Annotated in this window: 24 protein-coding genes; 22 read left to right on the forward strand and 2 right to left on the reverse strand. The window is 26.8% G+C overall.

What is annotated here, in order from left to right:
• The first annotated feature begins 12 nt into the window (after positions 1-12).
• The 15 genes from flhA to I2H23_RS01435 all read left to right on the forward strand — a co-directional run bounded on the left by flhA (position 13) and on the right by I2H23_RS01435 (position 15040).
• Positions 13-2070 carry a flagellar biosynthesis protein FlhA gene (flhA, locus tag I2H23_RS01365; RefSeq protein WP_195580899.1) on the forward strand — a complete coding sequence of 686 codons (2058 nt, stop codon included), beginning with the start codon at positions 13-15 and terminating at the stop codon, positions 2068-2070.
• Positions 2071-2087: 17 nt separating this feature from the next.
• Positions 2088-2801, forward strand: a complete 714-nt coding sequence (locus I2H23_RS01370; protein ID WP_092926857.1) for a sigma-70 family RNA polymerase sigma factor — start codon at positions 2088-2090, stop codon at positions 2799-2801.
• Between the two features lie 15 nt (positions 2802-2816).
• Positions 2817-3590 (forward strand): flagellar hook-basal body complex protein, encoded by a 774-nt coding sequence (locus I2H23_RS01375; protein WP_166505006.1) that lies wholly within the window; start codon positions 2817-2819, stop codon positions 3588-3590.
• Positions 3591-3602: 12 nt separating this feature from the next.
• Positions 3603-4352 carry a flagellar hook-basal body complex protein gene (locus tag I2H23_RS01380; RefSeq protein WP_092926853.1) on the forward strand — a complete coding sequence of 250 codons (750 nt, stop codon included), beginning with the start codon at positions 3603-3605 and terminating at the stop codon, positions 4350-4352.
• 64 nt (positions 4353-4416) lie between these two features.
• Positions 4417-5304, forward strand: coding sequence for a flagellar motor switch protein FliM (locus I2H23_RS01385; RefSeq protein WP_092926851.1), 888 nt, complete (start codon positions 4417-4419; stop codon positions 5302-5304).
• A gap of 3 nt (positions 5305-5307) precedes the next feature.
• Positions 5308-5571, forward strand: coding sequence for a flagellar motor switch protein FliN (gene fliN / locus I2H23_RS01390; protein ID WP_092926849.1), 264 nt, complete (start codon positions 5308-5310; stop codon positions 5569-5571).
• Between the two features lie 32 nt (positions 5572-5603).
• Positions 5604-6722: a hypothetical protein gene (locus I2H23_RS01395; RefSeq protein WP_166505008.1), complete on the forward strand. Its 1119-nt coding sequence runs from the start codon at positions 5604-5606 to the stop codon at positions 6720-6722.
• Between the two features lie 430 nt (positions 6723-7152).
• Positions 7153-8898: a methyl-accepting chemotaxis protein gene (locus I2H23_RS01400; RefSeq protein ID WP_240276099.1), complete on the forward strand. Its 1746-nt coding sequence runs from the start codon at positions 7153-7155 to the stop codon at positions 8896-8898.
• 107 nt (positions 8899-9005) lie between these two features.
• Complete coding sequence (locus I2H23_RS01405; RefSeq protein WP_195580900.1) at positions 9006-11150, forward strand: chemotaxis protein CheA; 2145 nt, start codon at positions 9006-9008, stop codon at positions 11148-11150.
• A gap of 25 nt (positions 11151-11175) precedes the next feature.
• Positions 11176-12243: a protein-glutamate methylesterase/protein-glutamine glutaminase gene (locus I2H23_RS01410; RefSeq protein WP_092926845.1), complete on the forward strand. Its 1068-nt coding sequence runs from the start codon at positions 11176-11178 to the stop codon at positions 12241-12243.
• Between the two features lie 16 nt (positions 12244-12259).
• Complete coding sequence (locus tag I2H23_RS01415) at positions 12260-12874, forward strand: chemotaxis protein CheC (RefSeq protein ID WP_195580901.1); 615 nt, start codon at positions 12260-12262, stop codon at positions 12872-12874.
• Between the two features lie 10 nt (positions 12875-12884).
• Positions 12885-13370 (forward strand): chemotaxis protein CheD, encoded by a 486-nt coding sequence (locus I2H23_RS01420; RefSeq protein ID WP_092926843.1) that lies wholly within the window; start codon positions 12885-12887, stop codon positions 13368-13370.
• Positions 13371-13389: 19 nt separating this feature from the next.
• Entirely contained in the window at positions 13390-13872 is a 483-nt protein-coding gene (locus I2H23_RS01425; protein ID WP_092926842.1) for a chemotaxis protein CheW, read from the forward strand.
• Positions 13856-14665: a CheR family methyltransferase gene (locus I2H23_RS01430; RefSeq protein ID WP_092926841.1), complete on the forward strand. Its 810-nt coding sequence runs from the start codon at positions 13856-13858 to the stop codon at positions 14663-14665. The genes I2H23_RS01425 and I2H23_RS01430 overlap by 17 nt, the downstream gene beginning before the upstream one ends.
• 21 nt (positions 14666-14686) lie before the next feature.
• A complete protein-coding gene (locus tag I2H23_RS01435; protein WP_092926840.1) occupies positions 14687-15040 on the forward strand; it encodes a response regulator in 354 nt (117 codons plus the stop codon).
• Positions 15041-15093: 53 nt separating this feature from the next.
• Here the strand turns inward: I2H23_RS01435 and I2H23_RS01440 are convergent, their stop codons facing one another.
• The gene (locus I2H23_RS01440; protein WP_092926839.1) at positions 15094-15492 is read right to left on the reverse strand and encodes a GtrA family protein; all 399 of its coding nucleotides are present in this window, start codon (positions 15490-15492) and stop codon (positions 15094-15096) included.
• Positions 15493-16091: 599 nt separating this feature from the next.
• Between I2H23_RS01440 and I2H23_RS01445 the strand changes: the two genes are divergently transcribed.
• From I2H23_RS01445 to tpx, 3 genes are all read left to right on the forward strand, one after another.
• Positions 16092-16784 (forward strand): response regulator transcription factor, encoded by a 693-nt coding sequence (locus tag I2H23_RS01445; protein WP_195236892.1) that lies wholly within the window; start codon positions 16092-16094, stop codon positions 16782-16784.
• 228 nt (positions 16785-17012) lie between these two features.
• A complete protein-coding gene (locus I2H23_RS01450; protein ID WP_243248167.1) occupies positions 17013-19151 on the forward strand; it encodes a sensor histidine kinase in 2139 nt (712 codons plus the stop codon).
• Positions 19152-19275: 124 nt separating this feature from the next.
• Positions 19276-19761: a thiol peroxidase gene (gene tpx / locus I2H23_RS01455; RefSeq protein WP_195580902.1), complete on the forward strand. Its 486-nt coding sequence runs from the start codon at positions 19276-19278 to the stop codon at positions 19759-19761.
• A gap of 54 nt (positions 19762-19815) precedes the next feature.
• Here the strand turns inward: tpx and I2H23_RS01460 are convergent, their stop codons facing one another.
• A complete protein-coding gene (locus tag I2H23_RS01460) occupies positions 19816-20853 on the reverse strand; it encodes a YdcF family protein (protein WP_195580903.1) in 1038 nt (345 codons plus the stop codon).
• A gap of 210 nt (positions 20854-21063) precedes the next feature.
• Between I2H23_RS01460 and I2H23_RS01465 the strand changes: the two genes are divergently transcribed.
• The 4 genes from I2H23_RS01465 (at position 21064) to I2H23_RS01480 (ending at position 24738) form a co-directional block, all read left to right on the forward strand.
• On the forward strand, positions 21064-21693 hold the full coding sequence (locus tag I2H23_RS01465; RefSeq protein ID WP_166505015.1) for a DUF3786 domain-containing protein: 630 nt from the start codon (positions 21064-21066) through the stop codon (positions 21691-21693).
• 99 nt (positions 21694-21792) lie between these two features.
• Positions 21793-22575, forward strand: coding sequence for an HAD family hydrolase (locus tag I2H23_RS01470; protein ID WP_195236897.1), 783 nt, complete (start codon positions 21793-21795; stop codon positions 22573-22575).
• Between the two features lie 132 nt (positions 22576-22707).
• Positions 22708-24093 carry an MATE family efflux transporter gene (locus I2H23_RS01475; protein WP_195580904.1) on the forward strand — a complete coding sequence of 462 codons (1386 nt, stop codon included), beginning with the start codon at positions 22708-22710 and terminating at the stop codon, positions 24091-24093.
• Positions 24094-24738, forward strand: a complete 645-nt coding sequence (locus I2H23_RS01480; protein ID WP_195580905.1) for a pentapeptide repeat-containing protein — start codon at positions 24094-24096, stop codon at positions 24736-24738.
• Positions 24739-24815: the final 77 nt, after the last annotated feature.

Raw genomic sequence — 24815 nt, forward strand, 5'->3', positions numbered from 1 at the left:
AAGAGGTCATAGATGGAAAAACTAGATTTGAAGAAAAGATTTGATATAATAGTAGGATTTGGAATAATCGGCATTGTTTTAATGATAATAATACCACTACCTCCATTTCTATTGGATGTAATGCTAACATTAAATATAGCATTTTCATTACTAATATTATTACTTACACTTTTTTCAACTAATATATTACAACTATCAATATTTCCTACTATATTGCTTGTTACAACCTTATTTAGACTAGCTCTAAATATATCATCTACAAGACTTATATTAGGGCAAGGTTATGCAGGAAATGTAATAGAATCATTTGGAAGTTTCGTTGTAGGTGGCAATTATGTAGTTGGAGTAATAATATTTTTAATTATAATAATTATTCAGTTTATAGTCATAACAAATGGTTCAAGTAGAGTCTCTGAAGTTTCAGCAAGATTTACTCTTGATGCCATGCCAGGTAAACAAATGAGTATAGATGCTGATTTAAACTCAGGTACAATAGATGAAAAAACGGCAAGAATTAGAAGAAGAGAATTACAACAAGAAGCAGATTTCTATGGAGCTATGGATGGAGCATCTAAATTCGTAAAGGGAGATGCTATAGCAGGTATAATAATAACAACTATAAATGTATTAGGTGGAATTATTATAGGTGTTATAATGCTTGGGATGAGTTTTTCAGAATCTGTGCAAACATATATTAGACTTACAATAGGAGATGGTCTAGTTAGTCAAATACCAGCACTATTAATATCTACATCAGCAGGTATATTAGTAACTAGATCAGGCTCAGATGAAAGTTTTGGAAATTTACTAGGAAAACAATTAATATCTATACCAAAAGCTATAGGAATGACAGGAATAGTTCTTATAGTATTAGGTTTTTTACCAGGGCTTCCAAAACTATCATTTTTCTCATTAGGTATAGGAGCAGTAGGAATTTCGTTTTTATTAAATAAAGCAGAAAAAGAAAAAGAAGCAGAATCTTATGACTTAGAATATAAAGAAGAAGATGCTCAAGCTAGTTTAGAAAACGCAGAAGATGTATCTAAGTTAATAAATGTAGAACCTATAGAAGTAGAAATAGGATATGGTCTAATTCCCCTAGTAGATGAAAGTAATGGAGGAGACTTACTACAAAGAATTGTATCAGTAAGAAGACAATGTGCTATTGATATGGGTATAATAGTTCAACCAATAAGAATAAGAGATAATTTACAGCTAAATTCAAATCAATATAGTATAAAAATAAAAGGAATTGCAGTAGCAACATATGATTTAATGCCATCTATGTTACTTTGTATGAATCCAATGGGAATAGATTCAAGTATAGAAGGTATACAAACAAAAGAACCTACATTTGGCCTTGATGCTTTATGGATAAATAAAGATAAAGCAGAAGAAGCAGAATTATATGGGTTTACAGTTGTAGATCCTACTACAATTTTAGTAACACATCTATTAGAAGTTATAAAGTCGAAGTCTCATGAACTTTTAGGACGACAAGAAGTTAAAGAAATAATAGATGAAACAAAAGAAAGATATAGTGCTGTTGTTGAAGAGCTAATTCCGGATTTAATGACATTAGGTGAAATTCAAAAGGTATTTAAAAACCTTCTTAAAGAAAAAATTGCTATAAAAGATAGAGTAACTATTTTAGAAACTTTGGCAGATAATGCAAGAAATACTAAAGATATAGAACTTTTAACCGAATATGTAAGAATGGCAATGAGTAGAAGCATATGCTCGGAATTAATAGATGAGGATAACTCTATTACAGTAGCTACATTATCTATGGAAATAGAAAATTTAATCGGAAATAATCTTCAAAGGTCAGTAAATGGAACATATCCAGCTATAGACCCAGACACTACTAATAAAATATTTAATAGTATACAAATGACAATAGAAGAAATTAACTTTACGAATAACAGACCAGTATTACTGGTATCACCAAAGATAAGAGCACCTTTTAGAAAATTAGTTGAGATTGTATTTCCAAATGTCTCAGTATTATCTCTTAATGAAGTTCCAAGTGATATTCAGATAAAAGCTCAAGGTGTAGTAAATATATAATATGGAGGAATGTAATAATGAAGTCACATCAACAAGAAGAACTTATAATTAGTAATATGCCTCTTGTTAAGCATATTGCATCAAAATACTATACGAGCAAAATGGGAATGGAATATGAAGATTTAGTTAGTTATGGAGTCATGGGACTTATAGACGCAACTAATAAGTTTGATGAAAGTAGAGGAGTGAAATTTTCAACTTATGCATCTATAAGAATATCATCTTATATAATTGATGAAATAAGAAAATACTCACCTATATCTAGAATGTATATGAGCAAAATAAAAGAATATAATAAGGCTGTAGAAATTTTGCAAAATAAATTTTTTAGAAAACCAACTATAGATGAAATAGCAAATCATATGGGTGTTAGTAAAAATGAAATTAATGATATAAATGTAAAAATGTTAGATTTAAACAACGTATATCTTGATAATGTAATTTTTGATGATGAAAATGAAGTTAAGCTTATAGATACTTTAAAAGAAAAAGAAGAGTTATCTCCGACACATTTAGTTGAAAAAGATGAGCTACAAGAAATAATGGCAAAGGCTATAGATACCCTTAATGAAAAAGATAGGCTTGTTTTATCTTTATACTATTATGAGGAATTAACATTAAAAGAAATAGGATTAATATTAGGGGTTTCTGAGTCTAGAGTATCCCAATTAAATAGTAGAGCCATAAAGAATTTAAAGTTAGCTATGAAAAAGTTAAAATATATAGACTAATTGGAGGGAGAAAAAATGATAAGAGGATTATATACGTCTGTATCTGCCATGATGGCATTAGAAGCTAAACAAAGTATTGTTACAAATAATTTAGCCAATGTAAATACTGTAGGTTATAAAGAAGATACTTTAGTTGAGAAAAGTTTTGATGAAATTATGCTATCAAATAATGACAATTACATAAATGGAATTGCTCATAAACAAAAGCTAGGTGGATTAAGCTTTGGTACAAGAATAGATGAGAATGCTACAAATCATAAACAAGGTGCACATATTTCAACTGAAAACAATACTGACTTTGCTATAGATGGTGATGGATTTTTCAAGGTATTAGATCATAATAATAAAACATTTTATACGAGAAACGGATCTTTTAATATTGATAATCAAGGGTATTTAGTAACAAAATCAGGGGATTATGTACTTGGAACAAACAGAAATACAAATAATTCAGAGCCTATATATGTCGGACATGGAAAGCTAGTTATAAATCCAGATAATAGTATAAGCATAGATGGTAATAAAATGTATGATTTTAATATAGTTAAGTTTGATAATAAACATGATTTAACAAAGAGTGGAAATAATCTATATAATGGTAAAAATGAAATAAAAACCAATAATATAAAGATCAAACAAGGGTATTTAGAAGGTTCAAATGTTGATAGTATAGGTACAATGTCATCATTAATGGAGACTGTAAAACTATTTGAAGCAAATCAAAAAGTTATTCAAACGATAGATTCTACTCTTAGTAAAGTCGCAAATGAAATTGGAACAGTAAGATAAGGGAGATAAAATATGTACAATATAATGAAAAATAGCGTATCTGCAATGTCTGCAAGTCAAGGGAAAATAGAGGTAACTTCAAATAATATGGTGAATGTGCAGACTACAGGGTATAAGAAATTAGACATTGGTTTTTTAGATTTGTATAATGAAACATTAGATAGAAGCTACTATCCACACAATAATAATAACAATACTGGTACTGGAGTAAAAGTATCTCAATCTTTTAGAAACTTATCCCAAGGAGCAATAAAGGATACAGGAATAAAAAGTAATTTAGCTATAGATGGAGATGGATTTTTTAGAGTTATAAATCCAAATGGTACATTTAGTTATACTAGAAATGGAGAATTTAATGTAGATTCAAATGGTGATTTAGTTGATGATAAGGGAAATAAATTAGATATACAAGTTATAAATGGAAATGATGTTGATTTATCAAAAGGAGAAGTAAGCATAAATAAGTTGGGAGAAATATTTGTAGATAAAGAAGAAGTTGGTAAGATAAATTTATATAAAGTACAAGGCGATAAAGATTTTATTCCTGCAGGTGATAATTTATTTAATTTAAGAGATGGCGCTAAAATTGAGTTAGTAACTAATTCAAATATACTACAAGGATATGTGGAAATGTCTAATGTAAATATGGAAACTGAAATGACAGACTTAATCATAGCTCAGAGAAGTTTCCAATTTAATAGTAAGGGGCTACAAGCTACTGATGATATGTGGAGTATGATAAATAATCTACAAAGTAGATAAATTTTTATAGAAAGGAGTTAGTATTCTAAAATGTATAATTATATATTTTAGATATATACAGTTTATGGAACAAAATGTAAAAACATATGATTTTAAAAAACCACAAAGATATTCAACTGATAACATGAGATTTTTATCTGTTATATCTGAAGACTATTGCAAAAATACAAATTTATTTTTAGCATATGAGTTAAAAAGACCTAATATAACTTGCAAGGTTGAAAAAGTAGAACAAACAAATTATGAAGAATTTATTAACTCAATAAGTCCAAAATCAGTTATCGTAGAACATGCAATACAACCACTAGTAAAGGATCTTATTTATCAAATTGATAAATCTGTAGCATTAACATACATAGATTTAATGCTAGGTGGAGATGGAGTATTTGAAAATTATGAAAGAGATTTAACAGAAATTGATAAGCAATTAATTTTTCATTTATGCACAAAATTGTTAACTAGGTTATATATAGTTGAGACTTGTAAATCAAGAGAAGTATTAAGAGTACATTCAAATGCAGGTGCTAGTAAAAAGTATCCAGTAAGTGAATCAGTACTTATAGCTCATATGAAAATGATGTATGGAGACAAAGAAATCGGAAAAATGCGCTTTTGCAACCCTTATAGTTGCATGGAACCAATATTAGATCAACTAGAAACGAAGATATTATTTAGAAATAAGAATATAGAGTATGATTTTGAATTTACAAATGCAATTTATAACAATGTTTGTGGTGCAAATGTAGATATAGTAGCTAGACTAGGTGAAACAAATATAAGTGTTGAGGATTTATTAAACTTACAAGTTGGTGATATTTTATCACTAGATACAAAAGTAGCAGGAGATTTAGATTTGTATGTTGCAGGGGCTAAAGCATTTAAGTGTAAACCTGGACTTATAAAAAATAAAAAAGGTGTTATAATAACAAACTCTATAAGAAAGGAAGGGTAGGATATGAGTGAAAAATTTGATAGAGTATTAGATATAGAATTAAAAGTTAGTGCTATACTTGGAAGAACTAAGATGTCTTTAAAAGATATATTTGAGTTATCTAAAGGATCTTTAATAGAATTAGATACATTCGAAGATCAAGAAGTAGAAATATATGTAAATGGAAGAAAAATAGGTTATGGACAAGTTGTAGTAGTAGATAGAAATTTCGGTATAAGAATAACAAGTATATTAGGAGAAGAAGAATTAGTAAAAACTTTAAGCTAAGAACCTATATAGTAAAGGATGGTTAGCAGCACATGGCAAAAATATTAAAAAGTAAATACAGCAGTACGGGGGAAAGGTGTGTAGATGCTTGTTTAAATTATGGGATGCTAAGATATGTAAATGAAGATGGATCACCAGTTAATATAGAGATACCTTTTGATAAATATGAGGAAGCTATAAGTGATTTTCAAGATAGGATTAAAGAAGGTATAGCTCAAAAGGATATGAATCCTAAAGCAATATTAAAAAGAGGTACTATAAGTTATAATCAAGCTAAAGAATTAGCTATAGATGGAAAAATTAAAGGTTTAGATTTTTTTGAGATAGATGGAAGTGTAGAATGTGAACACATACTTGGCATATCAGGAAGTATAGAGTATGCACTATCTATTTGGAATGGAGAAAGTAAGATTGAAGCTTTAGAAAAAGCAGTAATTAGGTCTATAAAAGTTTATGGTGAAGACTTTATATATGGGATAACTCTAGATGAAGACTCAGATGAAGTTGAGTACTTAAAATTTGCAAAGAGTATATTTTCAATAGAAAATCTAATGGATGTAGAACTATATAAATCTAAAAACTATAGTATAGATAATGAAATTGAAGAAAATGATTTAAATCCAAAACATAAGATTTTTAAAAGTTTAGATTTACCACTAGGTTTTTTAGGTGGATTACTAGGGTTTATGATTGTACAGATTGCTACTAATTTTGGAGAAAATATTTCAAATGAAATAGTATATCTATTATTAAATGCTATTACAATGTCTATAGTTGCTTTTATTATGATAAAAAGTATAAATTTTATCACGAAAAAATATGTAAAAAATAGTACATCATCCATAATGGAATTATTCGATGAAGAATTAGAAAAAGTTAGCTATGAAAATTTATTGACTGAAAAAGAAGTAAAACTTATACTAAAAAACATTACAAAGGGTGAAGTTACTAAACTTCTTATGGATATGAAGGGGAGTGTAAATAAGAAAGTATCTAGTAATACTCTTGTAACCAAGGAAACTAAGTTTGTATTAGATTCAAGACGTGCAATAATATTACCTAGTGAATATGAAATAATTCAAACCCTTACTTTACTTTTAAATGAATATAAAAGTAAGAGATCTAAAGACTACAGTATAAAAAAAATATAAAAATAAAGCATATGAGTCTATTATAAATATATTAAATAGCTTCATATGCTTTATTTTTATATATTAAATATAAAAAAATATTTAATATATAAAGTATTTGTTTTTTATCCGTATAAATAGAATATAAAATTTATTCATATTATGTAATTATTAAAAACATAATATATAAAATCTAAAGTATTAAATTAAGTATCCGTATAAAATATATGTTAAATGTATTTAATATATTTGGTATGTTTATTAAAGGTATATTTAGGATTTAGCGTGCACGAACTTCAAGAATTAATATTAATGAAATATAAACTAATAACATAGAATCATATATTAATATAATCAAAGCTCAAAATTTTATAAGGAATTAAAATAGTTTATATACTTATGTATAATTTTAAAATCTATATTATCTAATATGAATTATAGGGAGACGATTATGAGAAAGTTTAAAGATTTAAAAATAGGTAGAAAACTTGCAATATCATTTATAATTGTATTACTACTTGCTACATTTTCAAGTATATATACAATATCGAAATTAAAAGAAGCGGAAGAGTTAAATTCTCAGCTATTTAATGGACCGTATGTAGGAACTAATGAAACTATGGGTATACGTAGGGATTTAGTTTCTGCCGGAAGAAATACAGTTAATATCGTACTTAGACAAAAGCCTGATGTTTACTTCCAAAAGGCAAAAGAAAATTTTGACAGTATAAACAATAGAATAGATAAAATATCTAAAACATTTACAGGAGATAAAAGTGATCTTGAAGAGGTTAGAACTGCTGTAAATAATTATAAATTAGAGTGTCAAAATATTTATGATGTGGCAAGAACTGGTGATTACAAAAAAGCTATGGAAATGAGTGATGAAAATACTCCATTTTATAATGATTATAACAAAGCTGTAGATCTTGCTGTAAAGTTAAACGAAGGATCTAACCAAAGAGGTATTGAATTTAATAAAAACATCCATGAAACAGTAAAAAATGCAATAATTGCATCTGTAGCCGTAAGTGTATTAACTATAGTTGTCGGTCTTGCTATATCAATTTATATAACAAAATCTTTAACAAAGCCAATTGAAGAAATAGAAGAAGCTTCAAATAAAATGGCAAATGGAGATTTTGATATAAATATAGAATACGAATCAAAAGATGAATTAGGTTTATTATCTGAAAGTATGCGTCATATGAGTAAAGAAGTAAAATCAATAGTAGATGACACTGTTTGTGTACTAGGAGAACTTGCTAAAGGTAACTTTAATGTTGAAACTAATGTTGAATATATAGGCGTATTTAAAGATATAGAAAAGTCTGTTACAAGAATAAGTAATGATTTAAGTGAAACAATAGCACAAATAAATGCAGCTGCAGAAGAAGTTGAAGCAGCATCAAATCAAGTTTCAAGTGGATCACAAATGTTAGCTCAAGGTGCTACAGAACAAGCAAGTGCTATACAAGAATTATCAGCAACAATAATAGAAATATCAGATAAGATAAAAGAAACAGCTGACAATGCAAGAAATGCTAACTCATTAACTAACAGTTCTGCAAAACAAGTTCAAGAAGGTAATGAACAAATGAAACAAATGGTAAATGCTATGGAAGAAATATCATTTACGTCTAACGAAATAAGCAGAATTATAAAAACTATAGACGATATAGCATTCCAAACAAATATACTAGCACTTAATGCTGCTGTTGAGGCTGCTAGAGCAGGTTCTGCAGGTAAAGGATTTGCTGTAGTTGCAGATGAAGTAAGAAATCTAGCTGCTAAATCAGCAGAAGCTGCAAAGAACACAGCTACATTAATTGAAAATTCTATGGAAGCTGTAAATAAAGGAACTGAAATAGTTGATAATACAGCACAATCTCTTCAAAAGATAATAGATACAACAAACAGAACTACTGTTATAGTAAATGATATAGCTAAAACATCAGAAGAAGAAGCTGTTGCTATAGCTCAAGTTACATTAGGTGTTGAACAAATTTCTGAAGTGGTGCAAACAAATTCAGCAACTTCAGAAGAAAGTGCTGCAGCAAGTGAAGAATTAAGTGGTCAAGCACAAATGTTAAAATCACTTATTGAAAACTTTAGATTAAAAGATGTAAATAGTTCAAATAGATCAATAAACTTTAATACTGACGAAGCTAGCTATTTTGAAATGAATGAGTTTTAGTAAAAAATAATATATCATAAATTATGATTTAAAAAATGGAAGCTTTTAGCTTCCATTTTTAAAAGTTAGTTTTAAAGGAGTTATCTTATTTAATAAAGGAGAGAAATATGAGTGGAGTAGATTCTTTAAATGAATTTTATGTGCATGAAAATATGCAGTTATTAGAACAATTGGAAGAGATTTTACTTGCAGGTCAATCAGAAAGTGGGAAGTTAGATAAAGAGCATATAGAAGAAATTTTCCGAGCGATGCATACTATTAAAGGTTCGTCTGCAATGATGGGGTATGATAGTTTAACAAAACTAACTCATAGTGTAGAAGACATATTTGATGCAATACGTAATGGATTAGAACTTTCAAGTAATCAGTGGGATGAAGTTGTTGACCTTGTTTTAGCGAGTATAGATTTCTTGAAAGAAGAAATGTTAAATATTCAAGATGGTCTTCTTCCAGAAGCAAGTATTGAAGAACTACATGATAAGGCAATTAATTTTTTAAAGAGTGCAACAAATAAAGAAGATGATATAGATAATAAATCAAATGAAAATATACAAGAATTAGCGGAAAATAAAGAAGAAAAAATTACAGTTAAAGATAGTAATGAAAATTATTTATGTGCAAAAGTATTCTTTGAAAAAGGATGTGCTATGGAAAGTATAAGGGCTTTAGGTGTACTCACAATATTACAAAGCCTATGCTCTGAAGTAAAGCATATACCACAAGATTTAGATTCAGACTGTGATGATGTAATAATTAAAGACGGATTTATATTATATATGAGAACAGTCCAGGAACAATCATTAATAGAAGAAGCTATAAAAGATACAATGTTTTTAGATAGATACGAAATACATAAATTAAATGATGAAGAGTTAGAAAGTGTATTTGGAATAATTTCTCCAAAAGAAGAAATAAAGGAAGAAAAAAATTGTGATATTAATGAAGAAATAATAGAAGCTCCAAAAGAAGAAAGTACAGAGCTAGTAGAAGAGTCAAAAGAACAAAGTACAAATATAATAGAGGAAAAACAAGCACAAGTTCAAAAGAAAGATAAAAAAGAAGAACAAAATCAAGGTCATACACATAGTAAAAATAGCTATCTAACAGTAAATATTAATAAAATAGATACATTAATGAACCTTGTTGGAGAAATAGTTACTACAGAGTCAATGGTAGAAAAGCAATCTCAAGTAGAAAACTTTGACAGAGATAGCTTTGAAAAACAAGCTAGAAGGCTTCACCAATTAACTAATGAATTACAAGATGTTGTAATGTCTATGCGTATGGTTCCAATATCTTCAACCTTTACTAAAATGCAAAGAGTTGTAAGAGATATGAGTAGAAAAACTGGAAAATTAGTAGACTTAGTTTTAATAGGAGAGCAAACAGAAGTAGATAGAAACATATTAGAAAATATTTCAGATCCTTTAATGCACATGATTAGAAATAGTATGGATCATGGTATTGAAACTTTGGAAGAACGTAAAAATACAACTAAGCCAGAAAGAGCTACTGTGACATTAGAAGCTAAAAATACTGGTGGAGATGTTGTAATAATAATTAAAGATGATGGTAGAGGTTTAAATAAAGAAACTATAGTAAAAAAAGCTATTGAAAAAGGAATAACAACTAAAAGTATAGATGAAATAAGTGACAAAGAAGCATATAACTTTATAATGGCACCAGGCTTTTCAACAAAAGAAGCAGTAAGTGAATACTCTGGAAGAGGAGTAGGTATGGATGTTGTATATACCAATATACGTAAGTTAAGAGGTTCAATAAGTATTGATAGCGAGCCAGGAAATGGTACAACATTTATACTTAGAATTCCTTTAACATTAGCGATAGTAGATGGAATGAAGGTAAATATAGGGGATCAAATTTATATTATACCAGCGCTAAGTATAAAAGAAGTATTTAGACAAGGAGACTATGAAATAGTTAAAAATCCTAATGGGCAAGAACATAGCATTATAAGAGGAAATTGCTATGAAATAGTAAGGGTTTCTAATGTATTAGGTATTAACTCTGAGAAAAATGATGAAGGTATTATGATATTAGTAGAGTCTGAAATGGGAAATGTGTGTATCATAGTAGATGGAATTTTAGGTCAACAACAAGTAGTTATAAAGCCAATACCGACTTTACTTACTCAATTTGACAAAGTTCAATCTTATATGTCAGGATGCTCTATTTTAGAAGATGGCTCAATTAGTTTAATACTTGATGTAAATGCAATAATACACAAGTAATTTAGTTATCTAAGGAGAGATATCTATGGAAGGTAGTAAAAAAATAAAAGTTTTAGTAATAGATGACTCTATGGTATTTAGAAGAGTAGTGTCAACTAGATTACAAGAATATTCAGGTATAGAAGTTGTAGGAACAGCTAAAGATTCTTTTGAAGCAAAAGACAAAGTAATACAACTTAAGCCAGATGTATTAACTTTAGATATAGAAATGCCAGGTATAAATGGTATTGAGTTTTTAAAAATACTAATGGAACAACATCCAGTACCAACTATTGTAATAAGTGGAGCAGATGGAAGATGCTTCGAAGCTATAGATGCAGGAGCAGTAGGATTTGTTGGAAAGCCTACTGCAGATACGATGAACCAGTTTTTTGATGATTTATCGACAAAAATAAAGGAAGCATCTATTGCAAAATTAGACAAGAAAACAAAAGTTCAATCTAGTATTATACAAAATAAACGTAAGTTATTAGAAAATAATATAGTAAGAAAAAATGATAAAGATATAATTGCCATAGGAGCTTCTATGGGAGGTGTTGAGGCAGTAGAAAAGTTATTAAAACAACTACCACTAGGATTGCCACCAATTGTAATAACACAACATATGCCACCAATATTTACAAAAAAATATGCAGAAAGATTAGATAGAGGGTGCGTATTAAAAGTAAAAGAAGGTGAAGATGGGGAAGAGCTATTAAGTGGACATGCTTATATTGCCCCAGGAGCATTACAGATGGGAATTATAAAAAGAAATGGAAAATATATCTTAGATATAAAAAAAGGCCAAAAGATTAGTGGTCATTGTCCGTCAGTAGATTATTTATTTATGTCCGTTGCAAAGCAAGCAAAGGATAATTCAATAGGAGTTATTTTAACGGGTATGGGGTCAGATGGAGCAAGAGGACTTTTAAGTATAAAGAATGAAGGCGGATATACTATAGGACAAGATAAAAACTCTTGTGTTGTATATGGTATGCCTATGGTTGCTAAGAAAATTGGAGCAGTGCTAAAAGAAGCATCTTTAGATATGATGCCAAATATTATATTAAATCAGTTAAAAAGAAGACAATTAACATCGAAAGTAAAAGGATAGTTGGAGGATAATATATATGAAATTTGAATGTGATAAATTAAATGTATTTCGAGAGATAAGTAATATAGGATCAGGAAATGCATCTAATTCATTGGCAGTTATGTTAAATGAGTTAGTAGATATAGGTATTCCTAAAAGTGATATGGTAGGTTTTTCTGATATAACAGATAGCTATGAATCACCAGAGGAGTTAGTTGTTGGAACGGTACTTCAACTATCAGGAGATATGGAAGGTTTTATTATGGTGATAATGAAGGTAGATTCTGCATTCAATTTATTATCTAGACTTTCAGGAAGTAAAATAGATTGCGATAGAAATGATTATAATAAAGTTTGTGAAACATTATCTTCTATTGGTGAAGTTTGTAATATACTTTGTGGAACGTATTTAACAGCAATTTCGGATATGACAAATTTAAATGTAACTCCTTCTATTCCATATTTTAGTGTAGATATGGTAATGGCTATTATGAATTTACCAATGTCATTATATGGGCCTGTATTTGATTCTATACTTTGTATAGAAACAGACTTTTTCACGGAAAATCATGAAATAGAAGGAAAATATTATTTCCTACCAAAGGCTGAATCATGTGATAAATTATTAGCATCACTAGGATTTAATGTTTAGGAGATAAAAAATGAAAAATATAACGGTTGGTATAGCCGATTTTAATATTGTTAAGGCTCCAGACCAAATTACGACTATTGGATTAGGATCATGTTGTGGAATAGTATTATATGACGAAACAAAAAAGATAGCAGGTTTAGTTCATATTTTATTATCAGATTCAAAGAATGAGAGACAAGTTGTAAATAAAGCTAAATATGCAGATACTGGAATAAGTTTACTGTATGAAGAAATGAAAAAATCAGGAGCAAATCCAATGTTTATAAAAGCTAAAATAGCGGGTGGAGCTCATATGTTTACTTTTAAAAATGCAGAAAGTAGTATATTTACTATTGGAGAAAAAAATGTAAAGGCATGTAAAGAAACATTAAAAAAATTACATATACCTATTGTATCTGAAGATGTTTTAGGAACCTGTGGTAGAACTATTACCTTTGATGTATTAACAAGTAAACTAAAAATCAAAAGTGTAGGAAAAGGTGAAAAAGTCATTTAAAAAGGAGGATGCCTTATATATGAGCACAAATGATGAAATAATAGATAATAAAATTGATGATTTATGTATGGTATTTATTATAGATAATCAAAAATATGCTTTATCATCAAAATATATTACAGAAATTATTGAAATGCTACCTATAACTAAAGTTCCATTTATACCTGAATATATAAAAGGAATTATAAACTTAAGAAGTAATATAATACCTGTTATGGATGCAAGAATGAGATTTGGAATTAGTCCAAAAGAATATGATGAGAGAACTTGTATAATAATAATTGAAAATAATGATGAAAAAATAGGTTTAATTGTAGATGCAGTAAATGAGGTTATTCATATTCCTGATGGTCAAAGTATGAAAATGGATTCAAATGATAGTGATGATAAGCCTAATTTTATAAAGGGAGTTAGCGAAATAAATAATGAAGTTCAATTAATACTAGATTGTGATTCATTAGTAAAAATTGTAGAGGATATAGATTATGCACTTAACAGATAAAGATTTCATAAGACTAAAGAACTTTATGTATAATAATTATGGGATAAATCTTGACAAAAAAAGGACCCTGATAGAAACTAGATTAGGTCTTATGGTAAAAAGATTAGGATTTAGAGATTTTAAGAGTTACATAGACAATTTAATGCAAGATAAAAGTGGAGAACAAGCAGCAGTTTTAGTAGAAAAGTTAACTACAAACTTTACATATTTTATGCGTGAGGAACAACATTATGAATTTTTAAGGGATGAAGTTTTAACACATGCTTTAAAAAAACCTCCAATAGGAGGAGTTAAAATTTGGTCAGCAGCTTCATCTACTGGAGAAGAACCTTATTGTATAGCCATGTTAGCTCAACAAATGATGTCTAAAAATCCTAGGTTAAAAGTTTCTGTAACTGCATCTGATATATCAAATAATGTCTTAAATCAAGCTAAAATGGGGATTTATTCACAAGACAAAATAGCTAAACTACCACCAGCATGGATTAAGAGCTTTTTTAGGAAATTAAATGATAGAAATTATAAAATTACAGATAATGTAAGAAACATAGTAGAATTTAAATACTTTAACTTAAATGACAATATAGGCTGGAATCGTTCTAAGTATGATGTCATATTTTGTAGAAATGTTATGATTTATTTTGATAATCCTACAAAGCAAAAATTATGTAAGAAATTATATGATTCATTAAAACCAGGAGGATACCTGATAATAGGTATGTCAGAAAATTTATCTAATCTACAAACTGACTTTGAAAGAGTGAGACCATCTGTATATAGAAAAAATTTATAACAAGTAATTGGAGGAAAAAATATGAAAAGAGTATTAATAGTTGATGATGCAGCATTTATGCGTATGTCTATACGTAATATGCTTGAAAATAATGGATTTGAGATAGTTGGAGAAGCTGAAAATGGAGTAATGGCAATTGAAAAATATAAAGAATTACAGCCAGAAGTTGTTACTATGGATATAACTATGCCTGAAATGGATGGATTAGAAGCACTAAGAGAAATAAAGAAAATTGATCCATCTGCCTCAGTTGTAATGGTATCTGCATTAGGACAAGAGGCAAGAATGAAAGAAGCTATAATATATGGAGCAAAAGGGTTTATAGTAAAACCTTTTAAGGAAGAGATTATAGTATCTGCTTTATCTAAAATATAATTTAATTTATATGAAAATATAGAAGGACAAAAAATAGTTAGCAATATTGCTAACTATTTTTTTATTACTTTCCTCATAAGAAGAAATATTGGGGGAGTAGTAAAAGCTGGAGCAATTATTGGTGATAATATTTCTCCAAGTTTAAATACATTTACAAGTATTACTATAACTCCCATATTTAATATATACTCAAATATATATATTAAGATTGAATAGAAAAATTTTTTATAAGAATATTTCTTTTCTTTAAAAGTATATTTACTATTTAATATATAAGATGCTGTTATACTAATAACACTAGTTATAGTATAGGCTAATAGGTAGTGAAGTTTAAAGTAAATAAACAAAGTAAGATATATACCTTGAGATATTACAAAATTGCTTATACCTATTATATTGAACTTTATATATTCGATTATTTTATGTCTGTACTTTTTTAATATTGTTGACATATATACACTCCTAAGATGAAAGACATAAACTTATAATAATATTATTTGAGCAAAAATTCAATTTATTCTTCATTATAAGTATTTACTATTTCAAAATTTAATATGGATTTATACTGATTATAAATAACTGTCTTTTCTTCTAGTTTCAAGCTTTATAAAAAATTCAATTATCTAACCAACAGGAATTCCCATCAATATAACATTTAAACCAAAGAAATTAGAAAATAAATATCAAGCAGGTATCCTTACGATCTATAAGATATCGTATAGCTTATAAGAGTAACCATCTCACTTTATAGCACTAAATAATATAAATGATTCTACCTTAGAACAAGTATCAAAATCTGCCATAGAAGCGACACCGTAGATATTAACCAAAGATTACATGTTTATATCTTCAAAGTAAAATAGCATTTGCCGAATATCTCTATGTTTACATATTTTGTAATAAAATCTTAAGAATTAGGTTAAGAAATTTTTAAGATTTATACTCTATTATATATTTGTAGGATAGGAAATGAATTTATATTATTAATATTTAAAGGATGTGAAATTATTGTATAATATTAAAGAAAATAATAAAGAAGGTGAAAATTTATATGTACAATATATTAGTAGTGGATGATGATAAAGAAATAGTTGAGTCAATAGATATATACCTAAAAAATGAAGGATATAAAATATACAAAGCTTATAATGGATTAGATGCATTAGATATTATAGCAAATGAAAAAATACATCTTATTTTAATGGATATAATGATGCCAAAATTAGATGGCATAAAAGCTACTATAAAAATAAGAGAAGAAAAAAATATACCTATAATATTAATATCAGCAAAAAGTGAAGATACAGATAAGATACTTGGACTTAATATTGGTGCAGATGATTACATAACAAAACCATTTAATTTACTAGAGCTTGTAGCTAGAGTAAAGTCAAGTCTTAGAAGGTATGTTAATTTAGGAACTTATAAAAATGAAGATAAAGAAGTAATAAAAAGCGGAGAACTTTCTATGAATCTATTGACAAAGGAAGTTTTAGTAGAAGGAGAGAATGTTAAACTAACACCAATTGAATTTAATATATTAAGGCTTTTATTATCTAATAAGGGAATAGTATTTTCAATTGATGAAATATACGAGAAAGTATGGAAGGAACAAAGTTTTAATGCGGAAAATACCGTAGCAGTTCATATAAGGAGAATAAGGGAAAAAATAGAAATAAATCCTAGAGAGCCAAAATATTTAAAGGTGGTGTGGGGAGTTGGATATAAAGTTGAAAAATTGTAGAGGTAAAATTATAAAAAATAAAAGTTTAGTGTTTAATTTAATACTTATACTAACTATATTTATGGTTACACAAATAATAGGAATAATAACATGTTTTAAATTTTTTAGCCAAAATTTATTTATGATATTAGCTAATTTATCACTGATAAATTTTGTTATATACAAAATAATGAGAAAACTATCTATATTATAGGCAATAATTTAAATAAATTGAGATGAGGGATAAAATTGAAAAAAAATAGATTAAAGAATGTATTCTTAATGTTATCTATGATTTCATTATCAATACTACTTACAGTAATACCAACAACGTATTCAATCTATAGTCAAAATATGGGACTATGGACAAGTTATATGCATAAGGATAAGCAAATACTAGAAACAGATTTTTATAAAAGTAATGTATTTGAATTTAATGTACTTAGACCTATTTTGTATTGGATGGGGGAAAGTGTATCAGATGTAGATTCAAATATAAGTAATTATATAAATGAAAATACATATTATGAAGATGTCAGTAAGGGTTTAAATGAATATGGAAATGAAATAATAGAAACTAAGGAAAGAAAGCCTACTAAAGAAGAAGCTAAAAATGATCTTTTAAATAAGGTTAATTATGGTAGAAACCAGCTAAATCAAATACAAAATATTAAATTTATGGTTAAAAATACTAAAACTAATGAGTATTATACTAATACAGAATATAAAACATTTGATGAATTTGATAAAAATATAGATGAATATACAAATATAAAAATAGACAAAAATAATTCAAATAGAAGTTACATAAAAACAATAAATAAAAAAGTATCAGAAAATCCAACCCATTATATAGAGGGTAAGTTATTAGATGCTACACCAGAAGAAAATTTAGAAGTACATATGTCTTTTCCTAAATTATTATCTAATGTAGAAATTTCAGATAAGGTATATAATGAGTATCACCAATATACACAAACTATAAAAGAAGTGTATATATGTTTAATTTTAATGATTGTAAATATAATTGTATTTATTATATCAGCAGTTACATATAAAAAAATAAAAATAAATGAAGACCATGATGAAGGTATATTAACTAAGTTATCAAACAAAGTACCAATAGATATTATACTATGGTTAATGGCTATAGACTTTTTATTATATGTACCATTTTCACTTTCTTATTATCAAGGTTATAGGTATATGATAGAAAAAATATGTGCAGTAATAGGAGCATATCTACTTATATATGCAGCTTACACTATAAATAGAAGAAGCAAAAAATATGATAAAAAAATATATATATTAAAAGAAACTATTGTATATAAACTATATAAAATATTAAAAAATACTGTTATCAGTGCGTTAAAAGCATCTAAAGAAATACCTTTAATAAAAAGAATAATAATAGTATCAATAGGTATAACATTTATAGGTGGGGTAGTGTCAGTCTTATTGTATGAACTTATCTATAATGAGGTTATGCTTTTATTTGGAATACCTATGTCTATGATTTTATTTACCTTATATATAGTTAAAAAATTAGCTTATTTAAGCGATATAATAGAAGGAACTTCTAGAATAAAAAATGGAGAATTAGATTACAAAATAGATTTATTGGGAAATGATAGTTTCACTAATTTAGCAGAAAATATTAATAATATTGGAGAAGGACTAGAAAAATCAATAGAAACTCAATTAAGAAGTGAGAGAATGAAATCAGAACTTATAACTAATGTAAGTCATGATTTAAAGACCCCACTTACATCTATAATAAATTATATAGAGCTAATAAAAAAAGAAGACGTAACCCCAGAACATGTAAATGATTATATAAAAGTATTAGACCAAAAGTCTAAGAGGTTAAAAATATTAATCGAAGATTTGTTTGAAGCTAGTAAAGCAAGTAGTGGAAATTTAGAGCTTAATATGGAAAATATAGATATAGTACAGCTACTTAGACAAAGTATAGGAGAAATGGAAGAAAAATTAACAAATTCTAACTTAGATATAAGATTAAAATTGAGTAGTGAAAAAATTAATATATATGCAGATGGTAGAAGAATGTATAGAGTATTTGAAAACTTATTATCAAATATATCAAAGTACTCACTACCTAGTACAAGAGTATATATAGATTTATTAGAGTCTGATGAAAGTGTAATCATTACTATGAAAAATATATCTTCATATGAACTTAACTTTGATGCCACAGAGATAACAGAAAGATTTAAAAGAGCAGATGAGTCAAGAAACACAGAAGGTAGTGGACTGGGACTTGCTATAAGCAAAGATTTAGTAAATCTTCAAGGTGGTAAGTTTAGTGTAGAAATAGATGGTGATTTATTTAAATCTATATTAGTCTTTCCTAAGATAGATAAATAAGTATTACTTTAATATTTATAAAAAGCTATATTTTGTTGTTTATATAGTTAATATAAAGGTATAAATATATTAACAAATACTAAAAATAATATAGGTTTATATAAATAATTAGGAGGTAATTATAATGAAAGTAACATTTCAAGGAGCACCATTAACATTAAAAGGAAAACAATTAAAAGTTGGAGATAAAGCTCCTGACTTTACAGTTATAGACAATGAATTAAACCCATTAAAATTAGATGATACTAAAGGAAAAAGAGTATTTTTATCTGTTCCATCAATAGATACACCAGTTTGTGATATGGAAGTAAGAAGATTTAATACAGAGGCCTCAAAATTAAATAATGTTACGGTATATACAGTATCAATGGATTTACCATTTGCACAAGCTAGATGGTGTGGTGCAGCTGGTATAGAAAATGTAAAGACTATATCAGATTATAAAGATAGAGAATTTGGGCAAAATTATGGAGTATACATAAATGAATTAGGTCTTTTATCAAGAGCAGTGTTTGTAGTTGATGAAGATGATAAAATTATATATGTAGAATATCTAGAAGAAATAACTGAAGAACCAAATTATGATAAGGTTTTAGACGTATTAAAATAAATAAAAAAGCAGTATACATAAATTTATGTATACTGCTTTTTTATTTATTTATTTTTAACCTATTAAAAAATAATTTATTAAGGCTAATATAAAGCTACAGATTAATATAAATGATATAACTATAAAATGACGTTTTTTATTCATTACTACAATAGCAATATATTCTCTTATTAAAGCATTTGGAATAAAGTAAAGTGCAGTTTTTGCACCAATGCCATCACTTTTTAAATTAGCTTTTTTGGCATAAAGTCCAGCTCTAAATAGGTGATAATTATTAGTAATAAAAATACTTTTGTATCCACTTGGCTTAATTTTATCCATTATATTTTTAGAAAAACTCATATTTTCAAATGTTGTTGTTGATTTATCTTCAAGTATTGTATCAGAAATAGGTATACCATTTTCTATAGCATACTTTTGCATAGCAGATGCTTCAGAAACTTTCTCATCTTTACCTTGACCACCAGAAAATATTATTTTAGGTGGTGTCGATGCTTTAGCTTGCTTGTTATAAAATTCAATTGCTTTTTTTATTCTGCTAGCAAGTAAAGGAGGAACCTTATCTCCAATTACCCTACTACCCAAAACAATTATAAAATCTTGATTTAACTTAGGTCTATTAAGTTGATATAATAGTGAAATCATTAAGAAGTTAAAAACACTAAATAAGAAATATATTTCTATAAGAATAAATCCACCAATAAATGCATTAATATCACTAGGTAAAAATCTTTCAGGATTAATTATAGTTAGTATTACATGAAAAAGTAAAGCTAAGCCTAAGAAAAATGTTAATAGATTAGATAAGCTTCTACTCTCCCTTTTTATTACAATTCGTGCATTTATAAATAATCCAATTATGAGTATATAAATCCCAAATATTAAAATAAAAATTGCTATAATAAAAAATATAAAAAATATAACCATCAATAATATATTAGAAGTAGAGAAGGTTATGTATGTTGCAGTTAATAAAAACATAAATAATGAAATATTAAATAAAAAGCCATTATAAAGTTTTCTTTTATCTAGATTATAAGAGATTAAAAAGATAGAAAATGAAATTAGAGTTAGTATTAAAAGTATTTTCATACTTAACCTCCAAATTAAAATAAAACTTTATTGATAACTAATAATATTAGCATAAGTAAAAAATATATACAAATAACAACATCAAATTTACTAGGTAGACACTAATTATTAATAATATATTAAATATAGTATGAAATGTTAGTATAATTAAAAGGTTTTAAACTACTTTATGTAGAAAGTAGTAATATAAATTATTTTGGGGGAATTATCATGGAGAAATTTAATAAAGTTGGAAATTATAATATACCGTTAGACTATGCTAAAAATGAATTTAGTAAAAAAGATCCTATTCTTATGGCAAAGCTATCAAATTCATACTATGATAAAAGCACCAGTATATTTCATGTAAAGTGTATGGATTTTACTTTATATGTAGAATATCCTAGTGGAGATATATATAAAGAAAATGGAGAAAAATTAGATAAAATAGCTTTAGAAATTTTAGTAATAAGATTTTTAGTCAATGCTAATCCAATACCACCAACTAATAAATATATAACATTTAAAGAAATTGATGGAGGACATGTATATTATCCGGCATTTTTAAGAACTAGTATAAATAGATTAACTAAAGAATTTGGAGGAAATGTAGAAAAATTTAAATCTGTAATGAAAAATATTGGAGCAAGTAAAATAAATATGGGAGATAGTGCCTATAAAATTAGATTTTTAAATGATACATATATTATATATATTTTATGGAGTGGGGATGATGAAATAGAATCAGCATCTAATATATTATTTGACTCAAATATAAAGCACTATTTTAATGCAGAGGATATTGCAGTAATTGGCGATATACCATTTATAAGAATATATGAAGAATTAGATAACCTATAAATTATATAATAGTGTTCACATTTATTAACCTAGATTTTATAATTAAAATAAGCAAATACATTTGATATAATATACATAAAGCATCAAAGGAGGAGTCAGATGATAAAGCTTATTGCAACAGATATGGATGGAACACTATTAAATAATAATAATGAAATACACCATGATTTTATAGATGTATTTGAAAAACTACAAGAAAAAGATATAATATTTGCAGCTGCTAGTGGAAGACAATACTTTAATTTGTTAAAAAGATTTGAAGATGTTAAAGATAAGATGATGTTTATAGCTGAGAATGGAACAATTGTAGTTTATAAGGGAGAAGAGATATTTATAAACTCATTAGATAGAAATATAGCTAAAGAATTAGTTAATATAGGAAGAAATATAGAAAATTCAAATGTAATACTTTGTGGTAAAAATTCTGCATATATAGAATCTACTGATGAAGAATTTATAAAAGAAGTAGAAAAATACTATGAAAAGTATGAAGTAGTAAAAGATGTAAATGAAATAGAAGATGATATATTAAAGGTTACTATATGTGACTTTAATGGGGCTCAAGAAAATAGCAATAAATATTACGACGACTATAGAGATGATTTACAAGTATCTATATCTGGGAAGATATGGTTAGATATAACGAATAAAGGCGCCAATAAAGGAATGGCAATTAAAGCACTTCAAGAGAAAATGGGTATAGATTTTAATGAAACTATGGTATTTGGAGATTATCTAAATGATTTGGAGATGATGGAAGCAGCTTATCACAGTTATGCTATGGAAAATGCTCATGATGATTTAAAGAAAGTATCTAGATTTATTGCAAAAAGTAATGATGATAATGGAGTTTTAGAAGCTATAAAATTAAATATATTATAATAAAAGTCTACTTAGTATAAATTTATGCTAAGTAGTTTTTTATTATATTCATTACTAAAATATCTATTGACTGTATTGTAACCATATACTTTATTGTATAATATGATAAGATACAAAATTTAGGAGGATAAAATGGATAATTCAATAGCAAAAAGCTTTAGCTTTTTATCACTTATAAAATTTACTATACCATCGGTGGTAATGCTTGTATTTATGTCTTTATATACAATAATAGATGGAATATTTGTATCTAGATTTGTAAATACTGACGCATTATCATCTGTAAATATAGTATATCCATTTATAAATGTGGTAATAGCAGTTGGTGTAATGTTAGCAACTGGAAGTAGCGCAGTTATAGCTAAAAAAATTGGTGAAGGGAAAACTGAAGAAGCTAAAAAGAATTTTACATTAATAATACTTTTAGGGGCTACTTTAGGAATCTTAATATCATTTATTGGATATACATTTTTGGAAAAGATAATATATACACTTGGTGGCAATAATAAATTATATGGGTATTGTAGAGATTATCTAACAGCAACTTTAATATTTGTTCCAGCGTTTATAATTAATTTATTATTTCAATATCTTACAATAACTGCAGGGAAGCCAAATATAGGATTATTATTTACCTTAATAGGCGGATTTAGTAACATAATATTAGATTATTTATTTATAGTTCCTATGGATATGGGAATATCAGGAGCGGCATATGCAACAGGTATGGGAAATTTAATACCAGCAATACTTGGAATAATATATTTTAGCAGAAAAAAAGCTTCTTTATATTTTGTAAAGCCTAGCCTAGACATTAACGTTATATTAACTACAATAACAAATGGTTCATCTGAAATGGTTACGAATTTATCGGCAGGGGTAACTACAATGTTATTTAACATAGTTATGATGAAACTTTTAGGATCAGATGGAGTAGCCGCTATAACTATAGTTTTATATGGTGAGTTTTTAATAACATCTGCATATATAGGATTTTCATCAGGGGTTGCACCTATTATAAGCTACAATTATGGGAATAAAAATGAGCATGAGCTTAAAAAGATAATAAAGTATAGTATAATATTTATATTGTTAAGTTCTGTGATATTATTTACAGTAGCGATATTAGCATCTCCAATAATAGTAGGATTATTCTCAGAATCTAAAAGTAATGTTTTTAATATTGCTTATAATGGATTTAGGCTATTTGCTATAGGTTTTTTAATTATGGGAACTAATATATTTACTTCTGCAATGTTTACAGCTTTTTCAAATGGAAAAATATCTGCAGCTATATCTTTTTTAAGAACCTTTGTATTTATAGTATGTGGAATAACTTTTTTACCTAAATATTTAAATGTAAATGGAGTGTGGTTAGCAGTCCCATTAGCAGAACTATTGACGGTAATAATATCTATATTATTTATAAATAAATATAAAAATATATATGGGTATTGTAGTAAAAATAAAAAATACAATAAGAAAGAAAAAGAATTAGAGGATATAAAGGAGATATAAATGTCTGTTGTGTATAAAATAGAAAAGCCAAAAACATATAGTGATCTACAAGAGTGTAGCAATATAGTAGAACTTATAATAAATGAGGAAAGTATAGAAAATAAAATAATAGAGGATACTGTAATAAGTGATATCTATAATATAAGAATTAGTTTTAATTCCTGTGTTTTTAAGAATATAATATTTGAGGAGTGCGATTTAAAAAAAATAGATATAGTAGATTGTATATTTGAAAACTGTGATTTATCTAATATAGATATATCAGATAGTAGTATATACAGAACAGAGTTTATAAACTGTAAATTAATAGGCAGTAGATTCGATGATTCTTTAATGAAAAATGTAGTATTTAAGGATACTATAGGGATATATTCAAATTTTTCATATGCTAAATTAAAAAATATATGTTTTAAAGATTCTAATTTTAGAAATTCAGTATTTCAGGAAATAGAAAGTAAAGGTTTAATTTTAGAATCTACAGATTTAACAAAATCAGTTTTTAGAGGAAGTTCTCTTGATAAAGTAGATTTAACTACTTGTAATATAGATAGTTTAGAAGTAAGTATAAAAGATGTTTCAGGTGGAATTTTTACACCTATTCAAGCTTTAGAATTAACTAAACTCATGAATATAGTAGTAAAATAAAGAAATATAAAAGGGATATTTAGAGATTAATAAAGGCATAAAGCTTTAAATAAGTATATAGTGATAGTAAAAATGAA

Origin of the sequence: Romboutsia sp. BSD2780061687b_171204_C1 (assembly GCF_015560225.1) — a bacterium.
Taxonomy (GTDB): domain Bacteria; phylum Bacillota; class Clostridia; order Peptostreptococcales; family Peptostreptococcaceae; genus Romboutsia_C; species Romboutsia_C hominis.